Source organism: Paenibacillus sp. LHD-38, from assembly GCF_031157315.1.
Taxonomy (GTDB): Bacteria; Bacillota; Bacilli; order Paenibacillales; family Paenibacillaceae; genus Pristimantibacillus.
Window position 1 is genome coordinate 111199 of sequence record NZ_JAVIFU010000011.1, and the last position, 23943, is coordinate 135141.

Below are 23943 nucleotides of genomic sequence, written 5' to 3' on the forward strand. Positions count from 1 at the left end.
GATGCATAGGGTATGTAGGAAAGGGATCACTTTTGTTATGCTTTTTTGCTTGATAACAGCTTCATTTGGTCTAAATAATGTATCAACGGAAGCAGCCTCAAGCGAAGGCATCATACTAGATTATTCGATTAATCGGGCATTTAACGGCAGCAGCGATTTTGTCGACAAGACTGGCGATGTCAGCAAGATAGCAGCTTTGTCGCAAGGCTCCGTTGCCGTAAAATTCAAGTCCACGAGCACGGCACTCGCGAAAACCTTTTTGAGCGCCTCGGATACGACAAAGCCGTCCAGCAACATTTCGTTCACGATGAATAACGGCACGGTGTATGTTGAGAATCGCGAGAATAACCAGTATGCGACCAAGATAAATGCCACAGGCACCTACAATGATGGAAAATGGCATACGGCCATCTATTCAGTCGACCAGTCCGGGACAAAAATCTATGTGGACGGCGTCGAGCGAGGTTCGAGTACATCTACTGCCTTCTTTCCCCATATTTCATCCATTACCGGGATGTGGGTAGGGAAAAACGTCGATAGTACCGGAAGCGAATGGTTTTATTCCGGGGAAATCGACTTTGTGAAAATCTATAATCGAACGCTCACAATAGAAGAGCGCAACGAACTGAGTAGTGTTTCTACTATTCAATTAGGCTACACCAATCCGTTTATCGATCTAGCGGCAGAGACGGGAAGACAAATTTTGACGGACAGAGAAGCCGGAGTCTATCTCGGGCATCCCGATTCGGTTCTGCTTAATGACGGTAAAACCATCTATACCACCTATCCAAAAGGGCACGGCACCGGACCTATTCTATTAAAAAAGAGTACGGATGGCGGACTGACATGGAGCGAGCGTCTTCCTACTCCTCCAAGCTGGGCTGAAAGCAAAGAGACGCCTACGCTTTATAAGCTTGAAAAGCCGGACGGAACAACCAGATTAGAGCTCATAAGCGGCTTGCCCCGCGATAGTGGGGGATTCAAAACAGCCTATTCAGAGGACGAAGGACAAACTTGGACAGAATTGACGCATTATTTTGCGGGTCAACAGCGCTTCGGATGGGTAGCTATGGCGAGTCTGACAAGGCTCAAAAAAGCGGATGGCAGCTGGGATTTCAAATGGATGGGCATCTTTCACGACGGAAGCTACAACAACTGGAAAACCTATATGACTTTTGATGAGCAAGGGAATGAGCAATGGAGCTTTCCCGAGAGGCTGCTAGCAGAGCATGATGCGATTGAAAAGTTTGCAGGGCTTTGTGAAATAGAAGTGATAAGATCGCCTGACGGCAGGCAGCTTGCACTGCTTGCAAGAGCGCAGCATAAGAAAACAAATGCTATGGTCGCATTTTCTAATGATGAAGGGAATACATGGACAGCAACGCGAGAAATGCAGGGCGCATTAATGGGAGAGAGACATAAAGCGGAATACGATCCTGTGTCAGGAAGGCTGCTTATCACATTCAGGGAAATCAACAGAAGAAGCGCAGCCGACTTGAATGATTGGGTAGCAGGCGATTGGGTTGCCTGGGTCGGCACCTATGACGATCTTGTTGGGTCCAAGGAAGGACAGTACCGCGTTCGATTGATGGAGGATTTTACGCCTTCAGTAAAGAGCGGTGATACGGGCTATGCCGGAAATGTCGTATTGGCCGATGGGACATTTGTGCTTACCTCATACGGGTACTTTGATCCTCAGGATACGCGGGCGGCATATATTATGACCGTTCGACTCAAGCTCAGCGAATTGGATAAAGCGGTCGGAACAGTCCCTCTGGAGGATTATAAGAAATTGAAGGTGCTGCTGAATGAAAATCGTTCCAGTAAATGGGTTTTTGTTGGCGACAGCGATACGCAGGGCAATAAGTATACGAACGGTCTACGAAGCTTTGTTGATTATTTTCAGGAAAGAGTCCGCTGGGAGCTGAGACATTTCAATGACTTCGTTATTAACGCCGGCAGCCGGGACAATAAAGCGTCAGAGATTGTACATTCATTTAATGAAAATGTAGCAAGGTTTAATCCTGCCGTTGTCGCCGTTATGCTGGGAGTGAAGGATGCTGATGCCGGAGCTGCCGGACAAGAGGCCTTTAAACAAAATGTAATAGCTATCGTGGATCAAATAAGAGCCATTCAAGCGATTCCCGTCTTGCAAACGCCCAACACGATAAAAGCGGGCTCTTCAAAAACGGATTTGGATAACTATGCTGCCATTATTCGAGAAGTGGCAGAGCAAAAAAAGGTCGTGTTAATCGATCATTATGAGCATTGGTCTAATCGACAAGTCGATCAGCAAGGACGCTCGGAGGATTGGCTGCAAGATGGAATCCATCCGAACCAGCTAGGCCACTATGAAATAGCAAAGAAAATTTTTAAAGACTTGGCGATATTCGATGCAAGCAGTCTAACGGGCAAGCTTGTTCTCCCTTATCGGTTTGGAGGCGAGGCACAGAATGAGGATAAAGCAGAAGACTTTCTTACAGAAGCCCCAGCTTCAGGATTAGCGGACTACAGCAAGCTTAAAGGGTTATTAAGCGAGAAGCTCGCAAGCACGTGGTTATTTACGGGCGACAGCATTACGCACGGTCCTTTGCACACCAATGGACTTAGCAATTTTGTGGAATATTTTCAGGAGAGAGTGCGCTCGGAGCTCGGGCATGATTCGGACCTCGTGATCAATACCGGGATCAGCGGGAACAGGACGGGCGATTTGCTCACAGGGTTTGAACAGCGAGTAACCAAGTTTAACCCGGATGCCGTTGCCGTTATGCTTGGCATGAATGATGTTGGTGTAGGCCTAGCGGGTCGTGAGACGTTTAAAAACAATCTGCGCAGCATTGTGGATCGGATTCGGGCTATCGATGCCGTACCGATTTTGCAAACTCCGAATCCGGCAAATGGCGATGCATCTAGGGCGGATTTGGTCAATTATGTAGACATTATCAGACAGGTCGCAGTAGAAAAGGATTCGGTACTCATCGATCATTATGCCTATTGGGAGAAGCAGAGCGCAACACGTTGGAAGAGCTGGCTTAACGACCTCATTCATCCGAATGAATACGGCCATCTGGAAATGGCCAAAAAAATATTTGCGGATTTAGACATTTTTGACGCAAATAGCCTAACCAGCAAGCTGCAATTGACCTACTCGGCAGGGACTCGGTCCATTGAGAATGATCGAAGGGGAACGGGCTCGGAGTTGGAGCAATTCGAATTTGTCGGTGCAGGCTGGGGTCACGGGTCAGACAGCTACAGCAATAGGTCAGACGATTATTATCAGCTGAAGTTTGTCGGAACGCGGATTAAACTAATGGGAGCCAAGGATCCGAAGCACGGCATTGCTGCCATTTCGATTGATGGAGGCACTGAAGTAGAGGTCGATTTGTATGCTGCTGTGCGTAACAATCAGTTTTTTTATACATCGCCTGAGCTTCCTTATGGGGAGCATACGGTCAAGGTTCGGGTTACGGGAAATAAAAACATGGCGGCAAGCGACAGATTTGTTGCTATTGATCAAGCGGTTATTCTAGAACGCCAAATAGTTCAAAACGATCTAGAAGGAACAGGTCTAGGCCAAATTGAATACGAGGGCAACTGGAGTATCGGTGAGGCCAGTCAGAGCAGCACGTCTGGTCATTATTTTAAGATGAGGTCTAGCGACAAACAGGTCGTATTGATTGGAACGAAGGGTCCGGATCAAGGCATCGCGGCTATTTCTATTGATGATGGACCTGAACAATGGATTGATCTGTATGCGCCTGCCCGAATCGAGCAGGTCGAATATTTTGTTTCGCCATTTTTAGCAAAAGGCCAGCATACGATCAAAGTCAGAGTAACCGGGGAGAAGAACGCGAGTGCGGCAAGCAGCAATGTTTCCCTTGATCGAATCGAGGTTGTTCCGAGTCAAGTTGCCCCCACAAAGGATTCAGCGGTACTGATTGGGCCGGAAGAGGTGAAATCCGGCGATACCTTTGCGATTCAAATGGGACTTAGCCACTTGACGACAACCGCGTACGCTCAGGACATTAAGATTGATTACGATGCGACTGCTATGGCATTTGTATCAGCCAAGTCGTTAATCAATGGTGTGCAGCTTATCAATGCGCAGTCCAACACACCTGGAAAAATTCGTCTCATTCTCGCAAGCGAAGGAGAGGAAAACGCCATAAATGGTAATGCTCAAATCGTGGAGCTCAGCTTTCAAGCGAAGGCATTATCTTCAACAGTGACAGGCATAATCGAAGCAGCCGAAGTTGTTCTCGCTGATGAGAACGGGCTGGAAACCTATGTAGAGCCGGCTTCGATTCACGTGAAAGTGATTTCGAACATACCGGAAGTATCAGGTGATCTGAATAATGACGGCAAGTATAGCGTCGGTGATCTCGCCATTGTGGCTGTTCATTATGGCAAGGATGCAGCGAGCCCGGATTGGGAGCAAAGCAAGAAAGCGGATCTGAACAAGGATGGAAAAATCGACCTCATGGATCTATCAGCCATCGCTAGAAAAATAGTCGAATAACCCTATTTATAGAGGGAGATGCACAGGGCTTGCTTGTGCATTTCTCCTCTTTTTTATGATTTACAGAAATTATAAATGAGAACAAAAAATATCAACTTCACAACAAAAGATATCATGTGGCGGCGCATAATCAACTTATATAATGAGGAAACAGAACGAATGAAAACAACTAGAGTTCATAGGATTTTGACGAAGGAAGCCTGAACGATACTTTAAGGAGGGTTACATGCAATGGGGAACAAATTCAAAAAAAGAGTAACATGGGGGATGGCACTTTTTCTCGTTCTGTTAGCTCTGTCAGGCTGCAGCGGAGGAAAGGGCAACAACACACCAGCGGCTGCAACCGACAAGCCAACGGATGCTACGAAGGTTGAAGAAACAGCGAAGCCAGCAGAGGAGCCGAAGATTTCGGGGGATTTTGAAATCCAGTATTTCGTTGGCGGTTACGGCGATGCATGGTGGAAAGAAGTGATTGGCGAATTTCAGCAGAAGTATCCGGATTTGAAAATCAAGGAATCCGCTGGTTCCCAAATTAATGAACAAATGAAGCCTCGCTGGATTCAAGGCAACCCGCCAGATGTTGTTTACATTGATGGCGCCGGATCGAACGAAACGCAAATGGTTCAAGATGACCAATTGATGGATATCACGGATTGGGTGAAGCAAGCGAATAATGTTGACGGCGAAAATCTTGTCAGCAATTTGATTGCTGGTCCTCAAGATTTTGGCGGCAAGAACTATACGATTCCGTTGGTATTCGGCTCGTGGGGAACGTTCTACGATGCTAGCCTCTTCGAAGAAAAGGGCTGGGCAGTGCCAACAGATTGGGATAGCTTCCTGGCAACAAGCGAACAAATTAAAGCGGCAGGTATTAACCCGTACATTCACACAGGCAAATATCCGTACTACATCGTCGGTGGTATGCTGAACTCCGGTTTTGTTTCTGAAAATGGCGATAATCCGCAAATTTTGAAGGATCAAGAAGCGGCTAAAGAAGGCTCGTTCAATAATGACGCCGTTAAGAAAACATTAGCTAAGCTTGTTGATATGCGTGATAAAGGCTACTTCGACAACGCTTCCTACGGTATGAATCATACGGATTCGCAAATGCTGTTCTTACAGCACAAGGATGCTATGATTCCAAACGGCTTGTGGCTGGAAAATGAAATGAGCAAGGATGTCCCGGATGGCTTTAAATTCGGATTCATTCCATCTGTTATGCAAAATGCAGGCGGTAAATATGTAGCGATTCCTTACACAAGCAATATCGCGATTGCAAAGAAAGCGAAAAACCCAGAGGCTGCTAAAGCGTTTGTCGAGTTTATCTTCACGAAGAAAGCGGCTGTTCGTTGGGCGGAGATTACTGGCGCACTGATGAACGTGAAAGCTGACTTGGAATCTTCCAGCGCCAGCAATGTTGTAAAAACAGCGATGGACTATTTTAACGGCGGCGACACAATCGTAGCACCTGTATTCAAACTAAACGCAGATCTTGAGCAAGCGCAAAATGATGCAACGATCGCTTTGCTGCAAAAGACGATTACACCGGATGAGTGGATCGACCGGATGGAGAAAGCAGCCGCGAAAACCCGCTAATACGTTTACCTCTCTCATTCTAACAATCAGAGGACCTTCGTTCCTCTGATTGTTCTTTCAAATCATAAGGGAGGCAATAGATCATGATTTCGATGATGAAGAAAAAGAAAGTTTCAAGCTCATGGAGCCGGAAGCTGTTTATTGCAAGTTTCCTGCTCCCTACATTAGGTTTGTTTTCATTATTTACAATTTATCCACTGCTCCGCGGATTATATTTAAGCTTCTTCGACTGGTCCGGCGGATCGGAAACGATGAACTTTATCGGAATAGACAATTATAAGGAACTGTTTGCCGATCCGGTTATTCCGATTGCGATCATGAATGATTACTTTCTCGTCTTCTGGAAGGTCATCTTGATTATGCTGCTCGCTACCTTCTTCGCGGTTGCATTAACAAGGTTAAAGCTAAAGGAGTATGGGTTTTACCGTGTCATCTTCTTCTTTCCAAACATTATATCGGTTGTCGTTATCGGGGTATTATGGAGCTTTATTTATAACCCGTCACTTGGTTTTCTAAATGCGTTCTTATCGTTGTTTACCGAAAATCCTGTAGCAACGAACTGGCTGGGCTCTCCCAATCTTGCCATATGGTCGCTTCTCCCCCCCAGCGTGTGGGCAGGGATTGGCTTCTATATGCTTCTCATTATCGCCTCGATCCTTGGAATAGACAGCTCCTTGTATGAAGCAGCGGGCATTGACGGCGCTAACGAATGGAAGCAATTTACGAAAGTTACGCTTCCGCTCATATGGGAGCAATTCAAAACGTCCATTATCCACATTGTCATTACGACTCTGAATGGTTCATTCATTATCGTCAAGCTTATGACAGAGGGCGGGCCTGATAATCAAACGCAAGTATTAGGCTATTATTTGTATCAAATGGGCTTCAAACAATTTCATCTCAGTTATGGGGCAACCATTGGTGTTCTGATTTTAGTATTAGCATTAGTCACAACCTTGCTTCTTAACCGTATTCTTCATCGGGACACAATTGAAATGTAATGAGGTGAACAAATGAATGATCTAGCAACCAAAAAACCGCTGCTATTCCTGTCGAAAACGGTGGTTCGTTTTTTCCTCCTGCTATGGACGCTGCTTGTCCTCTACCCGGTCATTTGGACATTTCTAACCTCATTGAAGGATAACCAACAGGTTATGATGGGGAAACCGTGGGATATTCCAACCATATTTCGTTTTGAAAATTACGTAGATGTATGGAACCGAGCACATTTTGGTGATTATTTCTTCAATTCCATCATAGTCACAGTCGGCAGTATGATCGTGTCATTGATAATGGCCGCAACGACAGCTTACATATTGGCTCGATGTACATTTAAAGGTAGAGGAATTCTTTATTTTGTTTATGTTGCCTCGATGATGATTCCTACGACGCTTGGATTAATTCCTTTATTTTTTCTGCTGAGTGATCTTCATTTGTCCAATTCTTTATTTGGGTTGGTAATGGTTTATTCTGTCGGCACAATCGGCATTCTTCCGTTCGCAATCTTTTTTTTGGTAGGCTTCTACAAGAAGCTGCCGAAGGAATTGGAAGAAGCTGCGACAATCGATGGTTGCACGAATTACGGGATTTTCTTCCGAATTATGCTGCCTTTATCCAAACCGGGCTTGGTAACAGTAGGAATTATGAACGCTTTAACCGTCTGGAATGAATATATCATGGCCACTGTGTTAATAAATGACCCTGAGAAGTATACGGTACCTGTCGGGATTGCGATTATGCAAGCGGAAATGCAGTACAGGACGGAGTGGGGGCCATTATTTGCTGGGTTAGCTATTTCGATGATACCCGTCATTGTCATGTATGTACTCTATCAAAGGCAAATTACCGGCGGACTTACGGCCGGCGCTTTAAAGGGTTAACGTTATCACAGCCGTTGCCCATCCAACTATCGCCATTCCGATCCGTGGAAATCAGCTGAGAGACATTGGCGGCGATGAGTCGCCCCAATGATCTCTAAGAATATGCTCACCAGGACCTCCGGAAATCATGAAGGAGACTTTTTTGCCATGCCCATATTCGGGGCTTTGCTTGATAAATGATGGGATTTATAAGGGAGGTAAGGATAAAATGTCCAGAAAGACGATCAGTCTTCTAATCGCGTTCTTTATGTTGACAACCATTTTTTCGAACATGGCAAGTTCCGCGACAGCAGCAACTGACATTCCATCCAAGGCCGGCAACGGCCAATATGAAATTTACCCGCTGCCTCAGAAACAAACCTATTACGGAACAAACTTCACTATTTCAGATGAAGTGAATCTCGTTATTGAAAGTGCGATTGATGAGTCCGCAACAAATTTTATTACGAGCCTATTAGCTGCCAAATCGATTCAGGTGACGAAATCGGAGTCGGTTGTACAAGGGAAAACCAATTTTCTGATTGGCGTGAAAAATTCAAATGAATATGTAAGCGCTTTTTTTAATCAGAATATCGAGTATGATGCCGAAATTTTCAACAAAAATGACGCTTACGTTTTGGACATAGACAAAAAATCGTCGCCAATGGGCAATATCTCCATACTCGGGGCGAATACAGATGCAGCTTACTATGCGATTGCGACCTTGAAGATGATTTTTGACCAGATTCCTGAGAAGAGTATTCAATCGGTGAAATATGAAGACTATTCCGATGCAAAGTGGAGAGGATTCATTGAAGGGTTCTATGGATTTCCATGGTCTCATGAGGATCGGATAAGCTTAATGCGGTTTGGCGGAAGAGTAAAGATGAATTCCTATATTTTTGCGCCTAAGGACGATAAGTATCATAACTCCGCATGGAGAACGCTGTACCCGGCGGATGAATTAATCCAAATCAAAGAGCTTGTCGATGTCGGCCATGAATCCAAGACACAATTTATTTGGGCGATCCATCCCGGCTTTAACATGATCAATTGGAATAATTATGACGCTGAGCTTCAAACCTTGCTAGCTAAGCTGGATCAGCTTTATAGCGTTGGCGTGCGCCAATTTGGCCTGTTCATGGATGATATCAGCACCTCGCAATCTTTAACAGACAAAGACAAACATGTAAAGCTTATTACAGATGTCGCCAATTGGGTCACTACAAAGGGAGATGTCAAATCATTAATTTATTGCCCTCCGTTCTACAATCAAAGCTGGACCGGAGAGGCGGGCAAGCCCTATTTGCAAGCATTAAGAAACGTTCCGGCAAATGTAGAAATCATGTGGACTGGAAAAAGTGTCGTTGGATCGGTAAACACGACCGATATGCAGTGGCCTAAGGATGCTACTGGCAGAGATCCTTATATGTGGTTGAACTGGCCGGTCAATGATTATAAAGATTCGAGACTTATGCTAGGCAAGGGAGAGATACTCGCCCCAGGCACACATAACTTTTCAGGTATTGTATCCAACCCGATGGGCAGCGCGGAGCTTTCCAAAATTGCCTTATTCGCCGTTGCGGATTATACCTGGAACGTGGACGACTTCAATAGCGATGAGAGCTGGCTGAATTCATTCGACTACGTCGCTCCGGAGGTTGCATCTGAGCTTAATACGATAGCCTACCATCTGAGCGATCCATCACCAAGCGGACATGGACTTCAGGTGGGTGAATCAGAAAATGTGAAGGCCGAGCTTGAGCTGCTTTTAAGCCGATTTGCCAATGGGCAATCCGTTGAAGAGGTTGGGCAAACATTAATCGCCAAATTGGACCAGGTGCTGCAGGCCATCGTGTCATTTAGAGAAAAAAGCCAAAATGCGAATATGGTTGAGGAAATTGATCCATGGCTGAATAGCTTGCGCTATGTTGTGGAATCAAGCAAATTCGCGGCACAATCAGCGATTGCGCTTCAAAAGGGAGAAATAGGCTCTGCGTGGGAAACGCTCGCCAAAGCAACAAATGCAATGTCAGAATCCAAGAAATTTAAAATCGAGAAATTAAAATATCCTGATGTAACGGTAGAAGCGGGCGCAAAGCGCCTCGTTCCTTTTGCCGAGCAAATGATTAACAAACTGGATGCACAAATTTACACATCGATTGATCCTGAATTTGTTATTCAGCTCCCCATGAGTTCATACGGTTCGCCATCTGGCTTGAACCAAATGGTTGATGGAGACAACAGCACAAATATCTATTTCCAGACGTTGCAAAAAAACGGCGACTGGTATGGCATTGATTTTGGCAAAACGATCAAGGTTCATGATATTGCGATCACACAGGGCAGAACGGACACCGATCATGATATTTTTCAAAGAGGTATTCTCGAATATTCGAATGATAAGCAAGCTTGGACCGCCATTGGAGAGGAAAGGTCAGGCATTAAGATCGTTGCCAATGAGCTTGATTTGGAAGCGAGATTCGTTAGATATCGATTGACGCATGCCGGCATTCCTGGAGGAAAGCCTGATTTGTGGACAGCGGTTAGAGAATTTTCAGTCAATGCGGACAAAGGGAAAGCGGCCATCTATACGAATGTGGAGGAGCTGAAAAAAATAGTTGTTAATGCTTCTGAAGCATCTGTAGCATTAAATCAAGTTAACCAAATCACGTTGGAGCCTTCTCATTATGTAGGGATAAAACTGCCGGCAATCGAGAAGGTATCCAATCTTTCACTTGAAACCACTTCAACAGAGGCTGTGCTGGAATCATCGGAAAATGGTGTGGAATGGAATACGGTAACCGTTGGCGGTCCGTATCGCAATGCCGCATATCTCAGACTAATCAATAAAGGGACTGAGCGAATTTCGTTCGATTTAAGTCAATTAACGATGAGTCTGTACAGGTTTTCTGAGCCCGTTGTCACTCATAATTATGAGAGCATTTATCAAGGCAAGCTTCAAGATATTTACAATGGAAAATTGGAAAGTAAAGTTTGGTTCGGTGGAGAGCAAAGGCTGGGCAAATATGTTCAGGTTGACTTGGGCGGCATTATCAATGTGCAAAACGCAGCTGTAGTTATCGGCGACGGAGAAGGGGATTATTTCCGAAAAGGCGATCTGCAGCTGTCGATTGATGGTCAAACCTGGGAAACGATTCATAACTTCAACAATCCGGGTGATCGGAGTCTAAATTTCCCTGAGCACGAGGTTCCTTATCGGTTTAAGAGAGTTCAGGTAGATGGAAAACAAGCTAGATACGTAAGACTGATTTCTACTGTAAATGATTCATCATGGCTTGCTCTCAATGAGATCATCGTCAATGAAGGACTAGCAAACGCGGGAAGTGAGAATCCTTCCATTCAAGCAAATCCGGAGGGGCGCTTGGGTAATGAATCAAATTATGCAATCGATCATAAGCTATCCTCCTTTTATGCGCCAGCCAAAGAGACGGAGTCAGGCGTTCTTAACTACAAGCTTTCAAGGGAAACTGAGCTAAGTAAAGTCATTATTATGCAAAGTCCGCTCGGAATATCGAATGCTGTGGTTTCAGTAAGAGACATGAAGGGATGGCATCAAGCAGGTATATTATCAAAATCGTACAACATGATTGACACATCCAAGTATGCGAATGTGCTGGAAGTTAAGCTTGAGTGGGATGGAGCTGTAAAGCCAATGGTACATGAAATCATACCTGTAAAGAGAGAAGGAGGAGTCATTGTCCCAGAGATGCCTCAAACGGAGCTAACGGGTGCGGTATCTGTCGCTGGCGGCCAGCAATTCGACGTTCAGCTCAGCTTAAAGAGTGTGACCGAAAGTGTCTATGCGCTGGACATTACGCTGGATTACGATCCTAATACGCTGGAATTCGTGTCCTCGAAGTCCTTGAAAGATGGAATCACCTTGCTTGATTCTGCGAAGCAAACACCTGGACATATTCGGATGCTAATGGTCAGCGAGGGTTCCTCTAATGCGATCACAGGTGATGTACAGCTATTAGAGCTAAAATTTAAAGCAAAGACTGTGGCGGAGACGACACAAGGAAGCATAACGGTATCCCAATTGATCATGGGTGATGATCAGGGAATGGAGACGGAAGCAGCGTCCTCGAACTTCCACATTCAGGTAACCGCAGCTCCACCTGGCATTCCGGGCGACGTGAATCATGACGGCAAAGTATCGATCGGCGATCTTGCACTCGTCGCAGCACATTACGGCAAAGATTCAAGCAGTTCGGATTGGGAGCAAGTGAAGCATGCAGATTTAACAAACGATGGTATCATCAATATTAACGATTTGGCGATTGCAGCCAGAAAAATACTTGAGTAAAGACAAGACAATGAAGGAGCATCCTGTGTGACATGGATGCTCCTTCATGTTTGTCTTTCTTTCTAGTCTTAGAACTAATTTCCTAATCCATTATTTTGCTTTTCTTGAAATAAGCCTTCCGGATCATTCCATTCCTAATCTAAAACAATAATTTCACTAGACACAAAATCTGTGATATCTTATCTGAATAACTTGCTATACTCGATAGAATAGCAAGCGGATAAAGTGTGTATGATAGAAGGGGCTGTGATGATATGATCTACGATAAGATCTCTAATGCAGGACAATATGCGTTTGAAAATCATAGATTAAAAAGCGCTGTTGAGGATATGCGGCTGAATCTGCATGGTGAAGCGGATGAAACGAATGATTTTCAAAAGAACAGCATCGTATTTACAACCGTTTCGAAAGAGGAAAAGCGTTACGAAGCACACAGAAAGTTCATTGATATCCATATCGTCCTAGAAGGACAAGAATACGTAGAAGTCAGCAATGTAGAGTGTCTATCCAATTCGACAGCGTATGATCCGGATCGTGATATTCACTTCGGCGATGTAACATCTAGTCTTAAATTCAAAGGCTGCTTAGAGCCCGGTTACTTTCTAATCTGCTTTCCTGAGGATACACATCTAGTGGGCGCGCATGAGCAGGCGGAGCAAGTCGTGAAGAAAATTATCTACAAAATCGCTGTATAAAAAAAGGGAGCCGTATCTCATGTGAGATACGGCTCTCTTTGTCTAAATATAAGAAAGTATAAAATTCAACCTTATACGTTGCTTATATTTCACCGCGAAACGAGCTTTTGCCGCCAAGGACGGCGTCAGCCGTTTACGCTTTGTTCAATAAGCGAACCACCAGTAGATCGGGATGAACAATATAGAGGTAATGATGCCTGCTACACCCATCGCAAAGCCGCTCATGCTGCCTTGTATTTCGGAATCTCTCAGGAGTCTGGCCGTGCCGATTCCGTGAGCGGATGTACCGATGGCAATGCCAATTGCGATTTCGTTTTTAAGCCTAAACGTTGTCAATAGCTTTTTACCGAACATGCTGCCAAAAAGTCCCGTAAGCACGGTTAACACAGCGGTAAGCTCAGGAAAGCCTCCTAATTGGCGTGAAATTTCTATCGCTATAGGCGAGCTGACCGATTTTGGAAGCATACTGAGCAAGATCTCGCGGCTGCCGCCAAGAAATGCAACCAAAACGGCAGCGCTGACGATGCTCGTTAACGAACCGACTGTGATCGCAATAAGAATGCTCGTAATATGCTTTTTGATTAATCCAAAATTTTTGTAAATCGGTACTCCTAGAGCTACTGTTGCGGGCCCAAGCAAGAGTGTAATGACATCTCCGCCTATTTTGTAAGCTTCATAGGGGATATGAAAGCTAAGCAGCAGCAGGATAATAAAACCTGAGCAAAGAAAAAGCGGGTGCAGCCAGCGCCAGCGGCGATGGACTAACTGTGCGCCGCTATAAGCCATTACGCTAAGCGTAATGCCAAATAGCGGTTGATTGATCCATTCATGCATGTTCATTCCGCACCGCCCTGTGATTCATATCGCTGCAGCTTGGCTGTAACAAACCCCGTTACCAGAAGGGCTGCTAATGAGCTGCCAATCACGCCAATTCCAATGGACAGCCAATTCGCTCCGATGAGCGGGAAGAAGACCATCGTGCCAACCAAGAAAGGAGTAAAGAAAAGCATCATATGTCCGGTAAGCCAAGTGGCCGTCTTATCTACCCATTCCAGCTTAATTAATTTGGTGAACAGTGCAATGATAAACAGGATGAGACCGATAACATTTCCTGGAAGCGGGATGTGAAGGTTTGATTGAAGCCAGCTTCCGACTAAATTAAAGCCTAGTAAAATAGCGAATCCTAGCATAATGTCTCCTTAAACGTGGGAATGAATTTAATTTTCAAAGGGATTAATTAGCCGGAAGCCGGATGATGACCGTCGTTCCTTCTCCTAATTGACTGTTGATAGCAATACCGTATTGCTCCCCGAAATAAAACAGAATACGATCATGTACGTTTTTGATTCCGATATGGGCCTCGTCCAGCGTGTCAGACGGTTGAGATAGCCGATAGCGAAGCTGCTCAAGCTTATTCTCGTCTATGCCGACTCCGTTATCTCTTATCATGATCAGCATGTCATTTCCTGATCTGGATGAGGATACCTCGAGCAGGCCGGGGCCGCTGCGGCGTTCCAATCCGTGAACAATAGCGTTCTCGATTAAGGGCTGCAGCGAAAAATGCATAACCTGCATGGCTTCGCTATTTGCTGCCAGTCGTTCAACATATTGAATTTTATCACCAAAGCGCAATTGCTGTATTTTTACATAAAGACGAATGTGTTCAAGCTCCTCACGCAAGGTTACCGTTTCCTTCCCCGTCTGGATATGAACTCGAAACAGCCTACCGACAATACCAACCATTTCGCCAATATCACGTTGTCCATTGATGACGGCTTTCATCTGAATGGACTCCAGCACATTTGCAAGGAAATGGGGATTGATTTGGCTCTTTAGCGCCCCAAACTGCGCAACCTTTTGTTGTGCCTTTGCCATAGAGGATCGCTCAATATAGTTTTGCAAGTCTTCAACCATTTTGCGAATTCCATGGTATAGAACACCGAATTCATCCTGACGGTCGCTGCTTAAATCCACATCGAATTTTCCCATGCCTACCATTTTCACTTGTCTGCTTAACAGTATAATCGGTTTCGTCACTCGTTCCGTTAAGATGTACATAAATAAAATAGCTGTGCCAAGCGATAGGATAGCTAACGTTAGGATGATTTTACCGAGAAACGCAGCTTGCTTAGTCATCTCTTTCTCACCTATATATTGAATGACCTTCCACTCCGAATAAGCTGAAGTAACAAAGTTGATATACGATTTGGTTCCGGCAAAATCAGCATAAAAGCTTCCTGAATCTTCTTCCAAAAAGGTACGGAGCGTCTGCCCCTCTAATTGAATGGGTGCGGAGGTTTCTGTATGATTGGCATCCGAATTGTAAATGACGCCGCCTTTATCATCGATAATAATAAAATTGCGTTTGCTAGTCTCTGAAAGCTTTAAAATCTCTCGCAACGAATCAAGGCGGATGTCGATGAGCATGACGCCTAATGGCTGTTTACTGCCGACTTTGTTAATAACCCTAGCGATCGAAATAACCATTTCTATGGAATTTGTGCGATGAAAGGGGATATGGCTGCCAAAAAGGATCACTCCGCCTTTTTTTTGCTTTGTTTGCACATACCAATCCTCAACGGTGAAGTCTTTGAAATCATAATCGGCTCGATTGAAATTAGCGGAATAAAAGACGCGAGAGCCTGCGTAAATTTGCACGCTATCTACATTTTTTATCGTCATCTCAATGGCGCTTATGAAATGTTCAATTGTGTTTCCGTATTGAATGCTCTGATCATTTCCAGAAGTATCCTGATTATTCTTCCAATGCTCAAGCGCCATTTGCAGTTGACTATCCATTTGTGCATTGAGCGTACCTTTCTCAATACTTTGAAGGTATTGGTCAATATTGAAGGATAAATTATTGAGAATTAAATTAGAGCTGCTTTGATATTCGTTTTTGACAGCTTGATTCGAGAAAATATAGATGATTGCGGAAATAACGAGCAGCGGAATGGTAATGGTCAGGACCATAAGAACAAAAATTTGATGGTTGACATGCTTCATTCGATATTGATAGGTGAGCCGGCCTAATTTGTTCAAATGATCACCATCCTGATTGTTTTCTATAGTCAGTTGGTGTCATACCTGTGATGCTTCCAAATGTTTTCACAAAATGCTTATAGCTTTTGTATCCGCACATCGAGCATACATCAGTTACTAAATACTCTGGTTTTTTTAAGCATTCCTGTGCATATTTAATCCGAATTTCAGTCACAAATCTCATGTAGTTCTTGTCCAGCTTCCGTTTGAACAAACGGCTTAAATAAGAAGGATTATAGAAGAAACGATCAGCAACCATTTGCAAGGTCACATCTTGATCAATGTTTTGTTTAATAAAGGATTCGATATGTTCAAAGATAATGACGTCTTGTTGATGATTTTGCGTTAACCCTTCCGTATAAACGATTCCCAAATGAACCATCCATCTGCCAAGCCAGTCAAATAGTGCTGCGAGAGTTGGGAAATCATCAACAAATGTGAGGTTCAAAAGCTTCTCGCTATACACGCCTTCAATGTGAATGCCGTTTTTATTGGCAAAGCGGATAATGACACTGATGATTTCTTGTAAAAAGGCGAGCCATTTTTCAGGTGAAGAATAGGCTATTTTACTCAACATGTCTTGAGCCAAACGCTGCATCAGCTGCTTGGTCTCATGCTCATCGCCGCTCTCTAAACAGGCAATGATCCGTTTTTTGTCATTCTCATCCAGCTGAATAAGCGGTGCTTTAGTTGAACCGGAAGTATCGCCTAATTGGGAGCCGAGGAGTAGACAACGTTCGGATTGATAGAAACGCTGATACAGCGCTTTATCCGTATAGTGCAGCAGCTTATTTAAATCTGATAGATCGGTAGTGGTCGTACCTATAACCAAATACAGGGATGTATGATGCTCTAAACCAACGGTTTTTAGCGTATTCTCTATTTGTTTTTGCACCTGCTCTTCTATGTCGATGTCCTTGCTATTGATCTCCTGTGCATCCAATACAGTGATTCCGTACAGCTTGGATTTATACCTATAAGTGAAAATTTGGCGTGGTATATGAGCAGGAAATACAGATTCCGCTGCTTCATTTATGAATGAATCGGCATGCTGTCTGATCCACTTTCTAGATTGCGGATGCGCTTCCAAACGAGGTAACCAAGTCAGCACAAATGGCAGATACAGGTAGGCATTGCTCCTGAATTCGCAAAGCTCCACAATCGTATCCTCTTCCACTACGGCATTCTCTTCCTCGAGCAAGACCTTTACCAGTTGACTCCCTTTAAGAGTCCAGTTGTCCTTTATTTCTTTTTCTAGATTAGAACGGTTTTGGAGCTCATGCCGTTTTTGCTTTAGATTATTCATGCATTCTTGTATCGTCGATAGACTTTCCTCATACTCCAAAGGCTTGAGCAAGAAAGCATGCACGCCGCCTATCCTTATCGCTTTCTGGGCATACTCAAAATCATTAAATCCTGTCAAAATAATAAATAAGGTATCGGGAAGCGCCAAACGGATTTTCTCGATCATTTGGAGTCCATCCATCTCTGGCATGCGAATATCGGTAATGACCAAATCGGGCTGCTCCCTTAGAGCCGTAATGAATCCATCCTTTCCGTTTTCAGCTTCATAAATGGAATGGACTTCAAGCTCCTGCCAATTAAAATAATGTTTTAGACCCATTCGTATTAATGGTTCATCCTCTACAATCATTAGCTTATACATGAAATTCCCTCCAGAAGTCAAACATGCTTTTGCAAGAACGTATTTTATTTGCTTCCTAAATGATGCAATGAATTATAACATTAGCAATGAAATGATTGAAGGAACATGTCAGAATACGACCATGAATGTAAAAGAAAAGGGATTCTTCTTAATTTACAAATGTTTTATGATTAGCGCAAGGGATAAAACGGTTTCATTTTGTTCCAAAACATAATGGGGGGTATTTGAATGAGAGTTATGAAAAAAGGACTTATGACGATTTTAGGTGTCGCTCTGCTGGGCATGCAGTTAGCTGCTTGTGGGAACACGAATACGAATACGAAAACAGAACCAAGTAATAACGCGAATCAAACAGATCCAGCAGCAACCGAGACGGCTGCTAAGCCAGTAGAAATTACATGGTGGAACTTCCCGACCTTCCAAGCTTTGGATGGAGAAGTAGGTAAATACGAGAAAGAGATTATTGCAGCATTTAATGAAAAATACCCGGAGGTTAAAGTAAATCTCGAGATGATCACCTTTGAAGGCGGCCCTGAAAAGCTGAACGTCGCAATTGCCTCCAATACAGCACCTGATGTTATCTATGATGCGCCTGGACGAATTATAGATTGGGGTAAAAAAGATTTGCTTGCTCCACTCAATGACATGGTAACGGATGAAGTGAAGAATGATATTTCGCCAGCCTTTTGGAAGCAATCGAGTGTTGGCGATCAGATCTATATGTATCCGATTAATACCGCACCGTTCATGATGGCTGTTAACAAGACGATTTTTGAGGAAATCGGGGCACTGGATCTGCTTCCGCTTGGTAAGGAAGACAGAACTTGGACGTTTGAAGAATATAAGAAAGCGTTGCAAGCGGTTAAGGATAAGGCGCCAGATGTTATTCCAACCGGATTTTTTGCAAAAAGCCAAGCTGGAGATCAAGGGACTCGCGCTTATATCGCTAACCTGGGCGTTTCAAGATTTTTGAATGAGGACAATTCCGCAGTTGCTATTAATACAGATGAAGCTGCTCAGGCACTGGATTGGATTGTTCAAGCTACGAAGGATAAATTGAGTGTTGCAGGCGCAGCTTCACTTGCCGCTGCTGATGTTAACGATTTGTTCCTGCAAGGGAAATTGGCCTTCACACTGAATTATTCTGCCGTCCTAAAGGCTCAAAACGTATCGAAAAAAATGGTTGAATTTGAAGATGTTCTGCTTCCTTTCCCTACACTAGATGGTTCGGAACCAAAGCTTGAGCCGTATCTTGGCGGTATGGCTGTATTCAACAATGGAGATGAGGACAAGATTGCTGCATCCAAAAAATTGATTGATTTCATTGCTAATGATGCGGTATACGGCAAGAAAAATTTGATTCAAACGGGCGGGCTGTCTGTTCGCAATTCGATTACGGGTCTGTATAACGATCCAGAGTACACATACGCAGAATATGCACGTAAATTTACGACTGATGCACCAACTATTGCAGATGGCTATGCGGATATCCGTACTTTCTGGTTCCCTGAATTGCAGCGTGCTTTGATTGGCGGAGCAACAGGCAAAGAAGCTTTGGACAGCTTCGCTGAAAAAGCTAATGAAGCGATTGACAAGGCAAAAACAGCATCGAAATCATAAAGGAAACGGCGTCCATGAGGGAGTAGAGTGCGCAAGTGCTCTACTCTTTTCAAATCACCGAAGAATGGGGAGAAGGAAATGGAGGCAGCTGTTCGCAAAAGGAAGGGCTATATTTTACGCGATTGGTTGATGAGCTATATTTTTTTATTGCCAGCGTTTGGATTTTTTCTGCTTTTTGTTGCATACCCGATGATAAAAGGAATTTATATAAGCTTCTTCGATTACTCTTTGAGAGATTTTAATTTTATTTGGTTCGATAACTATATCTCTTTGGTTCAAAACGATACTTTTCTTAAATCGATGAGGAATACGCTGTTACTAGTAATTATTACCGTTCCAATTGTCATCATTTTCTCTATTTTTATCGCAGTAAATATTTATAAGAAAAAAGAATTTGCAAGATCCTTTTTCAGAGGCGTTTTCTATTTACCGGCTGTATCCTCAGTCGTGAGCATTACTGTTGTATGGGGCTGGATCTATCATCCGAACTATGGCATTCTCAATTATTTGACCAGCTTGTTTGGCGCAGAGCCTATTTCCTGGCTTGGAGATACAAGGACTGCACTGCTTGCGATTATCGCGGTGTTGATCACGACTTCCGTTGGTCAGCCGATCATATTGTATGTCGCATCACTGGGCAACATCCCGACCTCCTATATTGAAGCAGCGGAGCTTGACCGGGCAACGCCATGGCAAATTTTCCGAAAAATTGTATGGCCGATGTTGATGCCTACGAATTTGTATATTATCGTGATTACCACGATTAATACCTTTCAGTGCTTTGCCTTGATACAACTGCTTACGTCGGGCGGCCCTGTATACAGCACATCGACTGTCATGTATGGCGTATATGAGCAAGCATTTGTACTTGGGCATTTCGGCAATGCCTCCGCGATGGGTGTCTTACTCGCAATCGTCATTGGAATTATCTCTATCATTCAATTCAAATACTTTGGCAGCGATGTTGAGTACTAAGGGGGGACATCATGAGTTCATATAATCAATTAGAAATGAAAACGCCAATCTTGCAGACAAAGAGAAAAAGCGCATGGCAAAAGGAACTCACTCTATCTAAAGTGCTGGCGGGCATTCTTTTAATACTGGCTACCGTATTTTTTATTTTCCCTTTTTATTGGGTGGTTTCCGGCTCTTTTAAGCTTCAGACCGTTGCCACTACCATCCCTCCTGAATGGTTTCCGCTCAAACCGACGATGCAGAACTGGACTGAATTATTTAAAAACCCAGTGGAGCGTTGGATGTTTAATAGCTTTATTATTGCATTGGTTGAGATGATCGCGATCTGTATCGTTTCTTCATCTGCCGGGTATGTGCTTGCAAAGAAATCCTTCCCGGGACGAGTGATTATCTTTACGATGTTTGTTGCGGCAATGGCGCTGCCTAAGCAGGTTATTCTCGTACCGCTCTTCACGATGCTAGCTGATTTTGGTTGGGTGAACACCTATAAAGGACTCATACTACCGGCTATTGGCTGGCCATTCGGAGTATTTCTAATGAAACAGTTTGCACAAACCATTCCAGGTGAGCTGATCGAAGCGGCAAAGATAGATGGATGCTCGGAAATACGCTTATTTACTACCATTATATTGCCTTTACTTAAACCGGCATTAGGTGCCCTTGCTATCTTTACCTTTATAACCTCTTGGAATGATTATTTCAGCCAGCTCATTATGACAAGGTCAACCTCGATGATGACTCTGCCGCTTGGAGTAGCTACACTCAGAGGCGAGTTTACGACGAATTATGGGCTGCTGATGGCTGGTGCGGCACTTGCGTCTATTCCAATGATCGCAATCTTCCTTTTATTCCAAAAAGCATTTACACAGGGCATTACTATGGGAGCGGTAAAAGGTTAAATGTATTTGAAATTTATCTATTTCCAAAATTTATATTCCTAAAACGGAGGCTATTTTACGATGAAACCCTATGATTTAGAACGCTTCAAAGGAATCACAATCGCTATGTATTCTACCTATAATGAGCAGGGGGAAATAAGTAAAGAAGCGGCTCGGAAGCTAGCCCGTCATTACGCTTCTGTTGGGGTGAAGGGCCTTTATGTGGGAGGAAGCTCAGGCGAAGGCATGCTGCAGTCTGTTGAAGAACGTAAGCAAATGCTGGAGGCGGTCATTGCAGAAGTAGGTAAAGAGCTTACAATTATTGCTCATATTGGTGCGCCTTCTACAAGAGACAGCGTAGAGCTTGCCAAGCATGCTGAACGAGCAGGGGCTCACGCCGTTTCGGCTGTACCGGCTATTTATTACCGATTATCTCCGCAAAGTGTTGAAGCACATTGGCAAGCTATTGTTGATAGCACATCTCTTCCGTTTATTATTTATCATATTCCGCAAACGACGGGCTTTCAATTATCGAAAAGCCTGCTCTCCAAGATGGCTGCGCAGAACAAAGTGATTGGCGTGAAAATATCAGCGGAGAGCACGTTTGAGCTGCAGCAATTTAAGGCTGCCGGCGGCAAGGACTTTCTTGTATTAAATGGTCCGGATGAGCAGTACCTTGCTGGGCGAAGCATCGGTGCGGACGGAGGAATTGGCGGCACCTATGGCGTAATGCCGGAGCTGTTCTTGAAGATCGAACAGTGTTATGTGCAAGGGAACATGGCTGAAGCGCAGAAGTGGCAGTTTATTGTTAATGAACTTATTGTAGAATTGCTATCCTTTCCATCCCTTTATGGAGCTTGCAAAGCGATCTTAAAGCTGCGCGGATTCGCAACGGGTGAGCCAAGGATGCCGCTTATGCCTGTTGCGGCTTCAGATATGGGCCGCATAGAAGCACTGAATAATAAAATATTAAATGAAATCAATAATGCGCAAGGCTAAGTGCAAAATATATCGCTTAGGAAAGGAATGAATTCGCTATGACTCGATTGAAAAACATTTTTCCAATGAAAGGGCTAATCGTTTCTTGTCAGGCACTTGAACAGGAACCGCTTCACGGCGGGGACACAATGGCAAAAATGGCACGAGCTGCTGTGAACTCCGGCGCAATTGGAATTCGAACAAACGGGGTTCCAGATATTCTCGCCATTAAGCAGGAAGTGGATGTACCGGTAATTGGGCTCATTAAGAGAGTTATCCCTGGTTCAGCTATCTTTATAACTCCGACACTTGATGAGGTGAAAGCCATCGTATCCGCCAAAGCCGACATCGTCGCGCTCGATATAACGAATCGAGAAGGTCGTTTGGAAACGGTAAAGCCATTAATTGATTATGCGCATGAATGGGGCGCCGCGGTCATGGCAGATATTTCAACTTTGGAGGAAGGGCTGGCAGCGGAGCAATTAGGTGTTGACTTCATCGGCACTACCCTCTCCGGATATACGCCGTACAGCACGCAGCAAGAAGGGCCGGATTTTGATTTGCTGGAGCAATTATGTGCGAAGGTGAGCCTTCCAATCGTTGCTGAAGGACGGATCTGGACGCCGGAGGATGCGGCGAAAGCAAGGAATGCAGGAGCGTCTTATGTTGTTGTGGGCAGTGCCATTACGCGGCCGCAGTTGATTACGGCACGTTATGTCAGCGCGCTGCTTACGCATTAGGGTTAAGGGGGAAGGCCGATGGAATCCCAATTGTACGATCCCCAAGCTGAATACGCAATCGGCGTGGATATTGGAGGAACAAAAATTAATGCAGGTGTTGTAAGCGCAGAAGGGGCCGTACTGCATACCGTAAGCCTCAGCACCTTGGCTGGGCAAGCCAAAACGGTGGATCGCGTTCATCAAGCCGTTGTTGATTTAATGGCGGTGGTGAAAGAGAAGTTTTCAAGTGTCCGGTTAAAAGGGATCGGCGTTGGCAGCGCGGGACAAATTGATTGGGCGAATGGCAGCATTCGATCGGCCTCAGAGCTTATACCCGGCTATGCCGGAACAGCTCTGAAGTGCATTCTTCAGAAGCAATTTCTTCTGCCAGTAATCGTAGACAACGACGTTAATGTGCTCGCGCTGACGGAGAAATATGTTGGAGCAGCACAAGGAGTTAACCATTTTCTCTGTCTTGCTCTTGGAACCGGTGTAGGCGGTGCAATCGTCGTTGATGGCCGCCTTGTACACGGCTTTTGGGGAGGAGGCGGCGAGCTGGGCCATCTGTCGGTAGATTTCAAGGGACCGTCATGCCTATGCGGAGGGAAGGGCTGCTTAGAGCAATACGCATCGGGAACTAGCATTGCTCGTCGGATGCGGGAGAAGCTTGCGCTAAGCGGACACCCCGCAGAAGATTTGGATTCCCGCGAAGTGATAACCAGATGGAAAGCAGGGGATCCCCTTGCTGTAGAGCTAATGGAAGAAACGATAGCTGCTCTTGGCTCCGCTGTTGCTTCCCTCATCCATATGTTCAATCCGGAAGTGATTGTTATTGGCGGAGGAGTCGCTGAAGCGGGTGAGCCATTGTTTGAAGGGATAAGGAGAGAAGTAAACCGCAGATCGATGCCTTCCATGCTGGAAGGAGTCCGAATTGAAGCGGCGTATCGCGGCAATTTGTGCGGTATGATAGGCGCGGCTCTGCAGGTATGGGAATATGGGGAATAAAGGATGCAGCAACAAAGCGGATGGTAGCATCCGCTCGTTTTTTTGCAAAGCGGAAATTTAA

16 protein-coding genes are annotated in these 23943 nt (G+C 44.6%); 12 read left to right on the top strand and 4 right to left on the bottom strand.

Features of this window, described 5'->3' with window-relative positions:
• Window position 1 precedes the first annotated feature (1 nt).
• The 6 genes from RCO25_RS11720 (at window position 2) to RCO25_RS11745 (ending at window position 12999) form a co-directional block, all read left to right on the top strand.
• Window positions 2-4519: a GDSL-type esterase/lipase family protein gene (locus RCO25_RS11720; protein WP_308996327.1), complete on the top strand. Its 4518-nt coding sequence runs from the start codon at window positions 2-4 to the stop codon at window positions 4517-4519.
• 231 nt (window positions 4520-4750) lie between these two features.
• Complete coding sequence (locus RCO25_RS11725; RefSeq protein ID WP_308996328.1) at window positions 4751-6115, top strand: extracellular solute-binding protein; 1365 nt, start codon at window positions 4751-4753, stop codon at window positions 6113-6115.
• An 83-nt stretch (window positions 6116-6198) separates the two neighbouring features.
• Window positions 6199-7116 (top strand): carbohydrate ABC transporter permease, encoded by a 918-nt coding sequence (locus RCO25_RS11730; protein WP_308996329.1) that lies wholly within the window; start codon window positions 6199-6201, stop codon window positions 7114-7116.
• Between the two features lie 12 nt (window positions 7117-7128).
• Window positions 7129-7995, top strand: coding sequence for a carbohydrate ABC transporter permease (locus RCO25_RS11735; protein WP_308996330.1), 867 nt, complete (start codon window positions 7129-7131; stop codon window positions 7993-7995).
• A gap of 208 nt (window positions 7996-8203) precedes the next feature.
• Window positions 8204-12304, top strand: coding sequence for a beta-N-acetylglucosaminidase domain-containing protein (locus tag RCO25_RS11740; RefSeq protein ID WP_308996331.1), 4101 nt, complete (start codon window positions 8204-8206; stop codon window positions 12302-12304).
• A 254-nt stretch (window positions 12305-12558) separates the two neighbouring features.
• On the top strand, window positions 12559-12999 hold the full coding sequence (locus RCO25_RS11745; RefSeq protein WP_308996332.1) for a NanQ anomerase/TabA/YiaL family protein: 441 nt from the start codon (window positions 12559-12561) through the stop codon (window positions 12997-12999).
• A 144-nt stretch (window positions 13000-13143) separates the two neighbouring features.
• Here RCO25_RS11745 and RCO25_RS11750 read toward each other — a convergent pair whose 3' ends face one another.
• The 4 genes from RCO25_RS11750 to RCO25_RS11765 are packed head-to-tail and all read right to left on the bottom strand — an operon-like array spanning window position 13144 to window position 17707.
• Window positions 13144-13839, bottom strand: a complete 696-nt coding sequence (locus RCO25_RS11750) for an LrgB family protein (protein WP_308996333.1) — start codon at window positions 13837-13839, stop codon at window positions 13144-13146.
• Window positions 13836-14189, bottom strand: coding sequence for a CidA/LrgA family protein (locus RCO25_RS11755; RefSeq protein WP_308996334.1), 354 nt, complete (start codon window positions 14187-14189; stop codon window positions 13836-13838). The genes RCO25_RS11750 and RCO25_RS11755 overlap by 4 nt, the downstream gene beginning before the upstream one ends.
• A 43-nt stretch (window positions 14190-14232) precedes the next feature.
• Window positions 14233-16041, bottom strand: coding sequence for a cache domain-containing sensor histidine kinase (locus RCO25_RS11760; RefSeq protein WP_308996335.1), 1809 nt, complete (start codon window positions 16039-16041; stop codon window positions 14233-14235).
• A 4-nt stretch (window positions 16042-16045) separates the two neighbouring features.
• Window positions 16046-17707 carry a response regulator gene (locus RCO25_RS11765; protein WP_308996336.1) on the bottom strand — a complete coding sequence of 554 codons (1662 nt, stop codon included), beginning with the start codon at window positions 17705-17707 and terminating at the stop codon, window positions 16046-16048.
• A 228-nt stretch (window positions 17708-17935) separates the two neighbouring features.
• Between RCO25_RS11765 and RCO25_RS11770 the strand changes: the two genes are divergently transcribed.
• Genes RCO25_RS11770 through RCO25_RS11795 form a run of 6 tightly spaced genes read left to right on the top strand, consistent with a single transcriptional unit; the run spans window position 17936 to window position 23882 of the window.
• Complete coding sequence (locus RCO25_RS11770) at window positions 17936-19327, top strand: ABC transporter substrate-binding protein (protein WP_308996337.1); 1392 nt, start codon at window positions 17936-17938, stop codon at window positions 19325-19327.
• A 27-nt stretch (window positions 19328-19354) separates the two neighbouring features.
• Entirely contained in the window at window positions 19355-20302 is a 948-nt protein-coding gene (locus RCO25_RS11775; protein WP_483874707.1) for a carbohydrate ABC transporter permease, read from the top strand.
• Between the two features lie 11 nt (window positions 20303-20313).
• Entirely contained in the window at window positions 20314-21201 is an 888-nt protein-coding gene (locus RCO25_RS11780) for a carbohydrate ABC transporter permease (protein WP_308996338.1), read from the top strand.
• Window positions 21202-21261: 60 nt separating this feature from the next.
• Window positions 21262-22179 carry a dihydrodipicolinate synthase family protein gene (locus RCO25_RS11785; RefSeq protein ID WP_308996339.1) on the top strand — a complete coding sequence of 306 codons (918 nt, stop codon included), beginning with the start codon at window positions 21262-21264 and terminating at the stop codon, window positions 22177-22179.
• 38 nt (window positions 22180-22217) lie between these two features.
• On the top strand, window positions 22218-22898 hold the full coding sequence (locus tag RCO25_RS11790) for an N-acetylmannosamine-6-phosphate 2-epimerase (RefSeq protein WP_308996340.1): 681 nt from the start codon (window positions 22218-22220) through the stop codon (window positions 22896-22898).
• An 18-nt stretch (window positions 22899-22916) separates the two neighbouring features.
• Window positions 22917-23882, top strand: coding sequence for an ROK family protein (locus RCO25_RS11795; RefSeq protein ID WP_308996341.1), 966 nt, complete (start codon window positions 22917-22919; stop codon window positions 23880-23882).
• The last annotated feature ends 61 nt before the right edge of the window (window positions 23883-23943 follow it).

What these genes read in the sequence shown, in the direction of transcription:
- RCO25_RS11720 (WP_308996327.1), top strand. Translation starts at nt 2, where the DNA reads ATGCATAGGGTATGTAGGAAAGGGATCACTTTTGTTATGCTTTTTTGC.
- RCO25_RS11725 (WP_308996328.1), top strand. Translation starts at nt 4,751, where the DNA reads ATGGGGAACAAATTCAAAAAAAGAGTAACATGGGGGATGGCACTTTTT.
- RCO25_RS11730 (WP_308996329.1), top strand. Translation starts at nt 6,199, where the DNA reads ATGATTTCGATGATGAAGAAAAAGAAAGTTTCAAGCTCATGGAGCCGG.
- RCO25_RS11735 (WP_308996330.1), top strand. Translation starts at nt 7,129, where the DNA reads ATGAATGATCTAGCAACCAAAAAACCGCTGCTATTCCTGTCGAAAACG.
- RCO25_RS11740 (WP_308996331.1), top strand. Translation starts at nt 8,204, where the DNA reads ATGTCCAGAAAGACGATCAGTCTTCTAATCGCGTTCTTTATGTTGACA.
- RCO25_RS11745 (WP_308996332.1), top strand. Translation starts at nt 12,559, where the DNA reads ATGATCTACGATAAGATCTCTAATGCAGGACAATATGCGTTTGAAAAT.
- RCO25_RS11750 (WP_308996333.1), bottom strand. Translation starts at nt 13,839, where the DNA reads ATGAACATGCATGAATGGATCAATCAACCGCTATTTGGCATTACGCTT.
- RCO25_RS11755 (WP_308996334.1), bottom strand. Translation starts at nt 14,189, where the DNA reads ATGCTAGGATTCGCTATTTTACTAGGCTTTAATTTAGTCGGAAGCTGG.
- RCO25_RS11765 (WP_308996336.1), bottom strand. Translation starts at nt 17,707, where the DNA reads ATGTATAAGCTAATGATTGTAGAGGATGAACCATTAATACGAATGGGT.
- RCO25_RS11770 (WP_308996337.1), top strand. Translation starts at nt 17,936, where the DNA reads ATGAGAGTTATGAAAAAAGGACTTATGACGATTTTAGGTGTCGCTCTG.
- RCO25_RS11780 (WP_308996338.1), top strand. Translation starts at nt 20,314, where the DNA reads ATGAGTTCATATAATCAATTAGAAATGAAAACGCCAATCTTGCAGACA.
- RCO25_RS11785 (WP_308996339.1), top strand. Translation starts at nt 21,262, where the DNA reads ATGAAACCCTATGATTTAGAACGCTTCAAAGGAATCACAATCGCTATG.
- RCO25_RS11790 (WP_308996340.1), top strand. Translation starts at nt 22,218, where the DNA reads ATGACTCGATTGAAAAACATTTTTCCAATGAAAGGGCTAATCGTTTCT.
- RCO25_RS11795 (WP_308996341.1), top strand. Translation starts at nt 22,917, where the DNA reads ATGGAATCCCAATTGTACGATCCCCAAGCTGAATACGCAATCGGCGTG.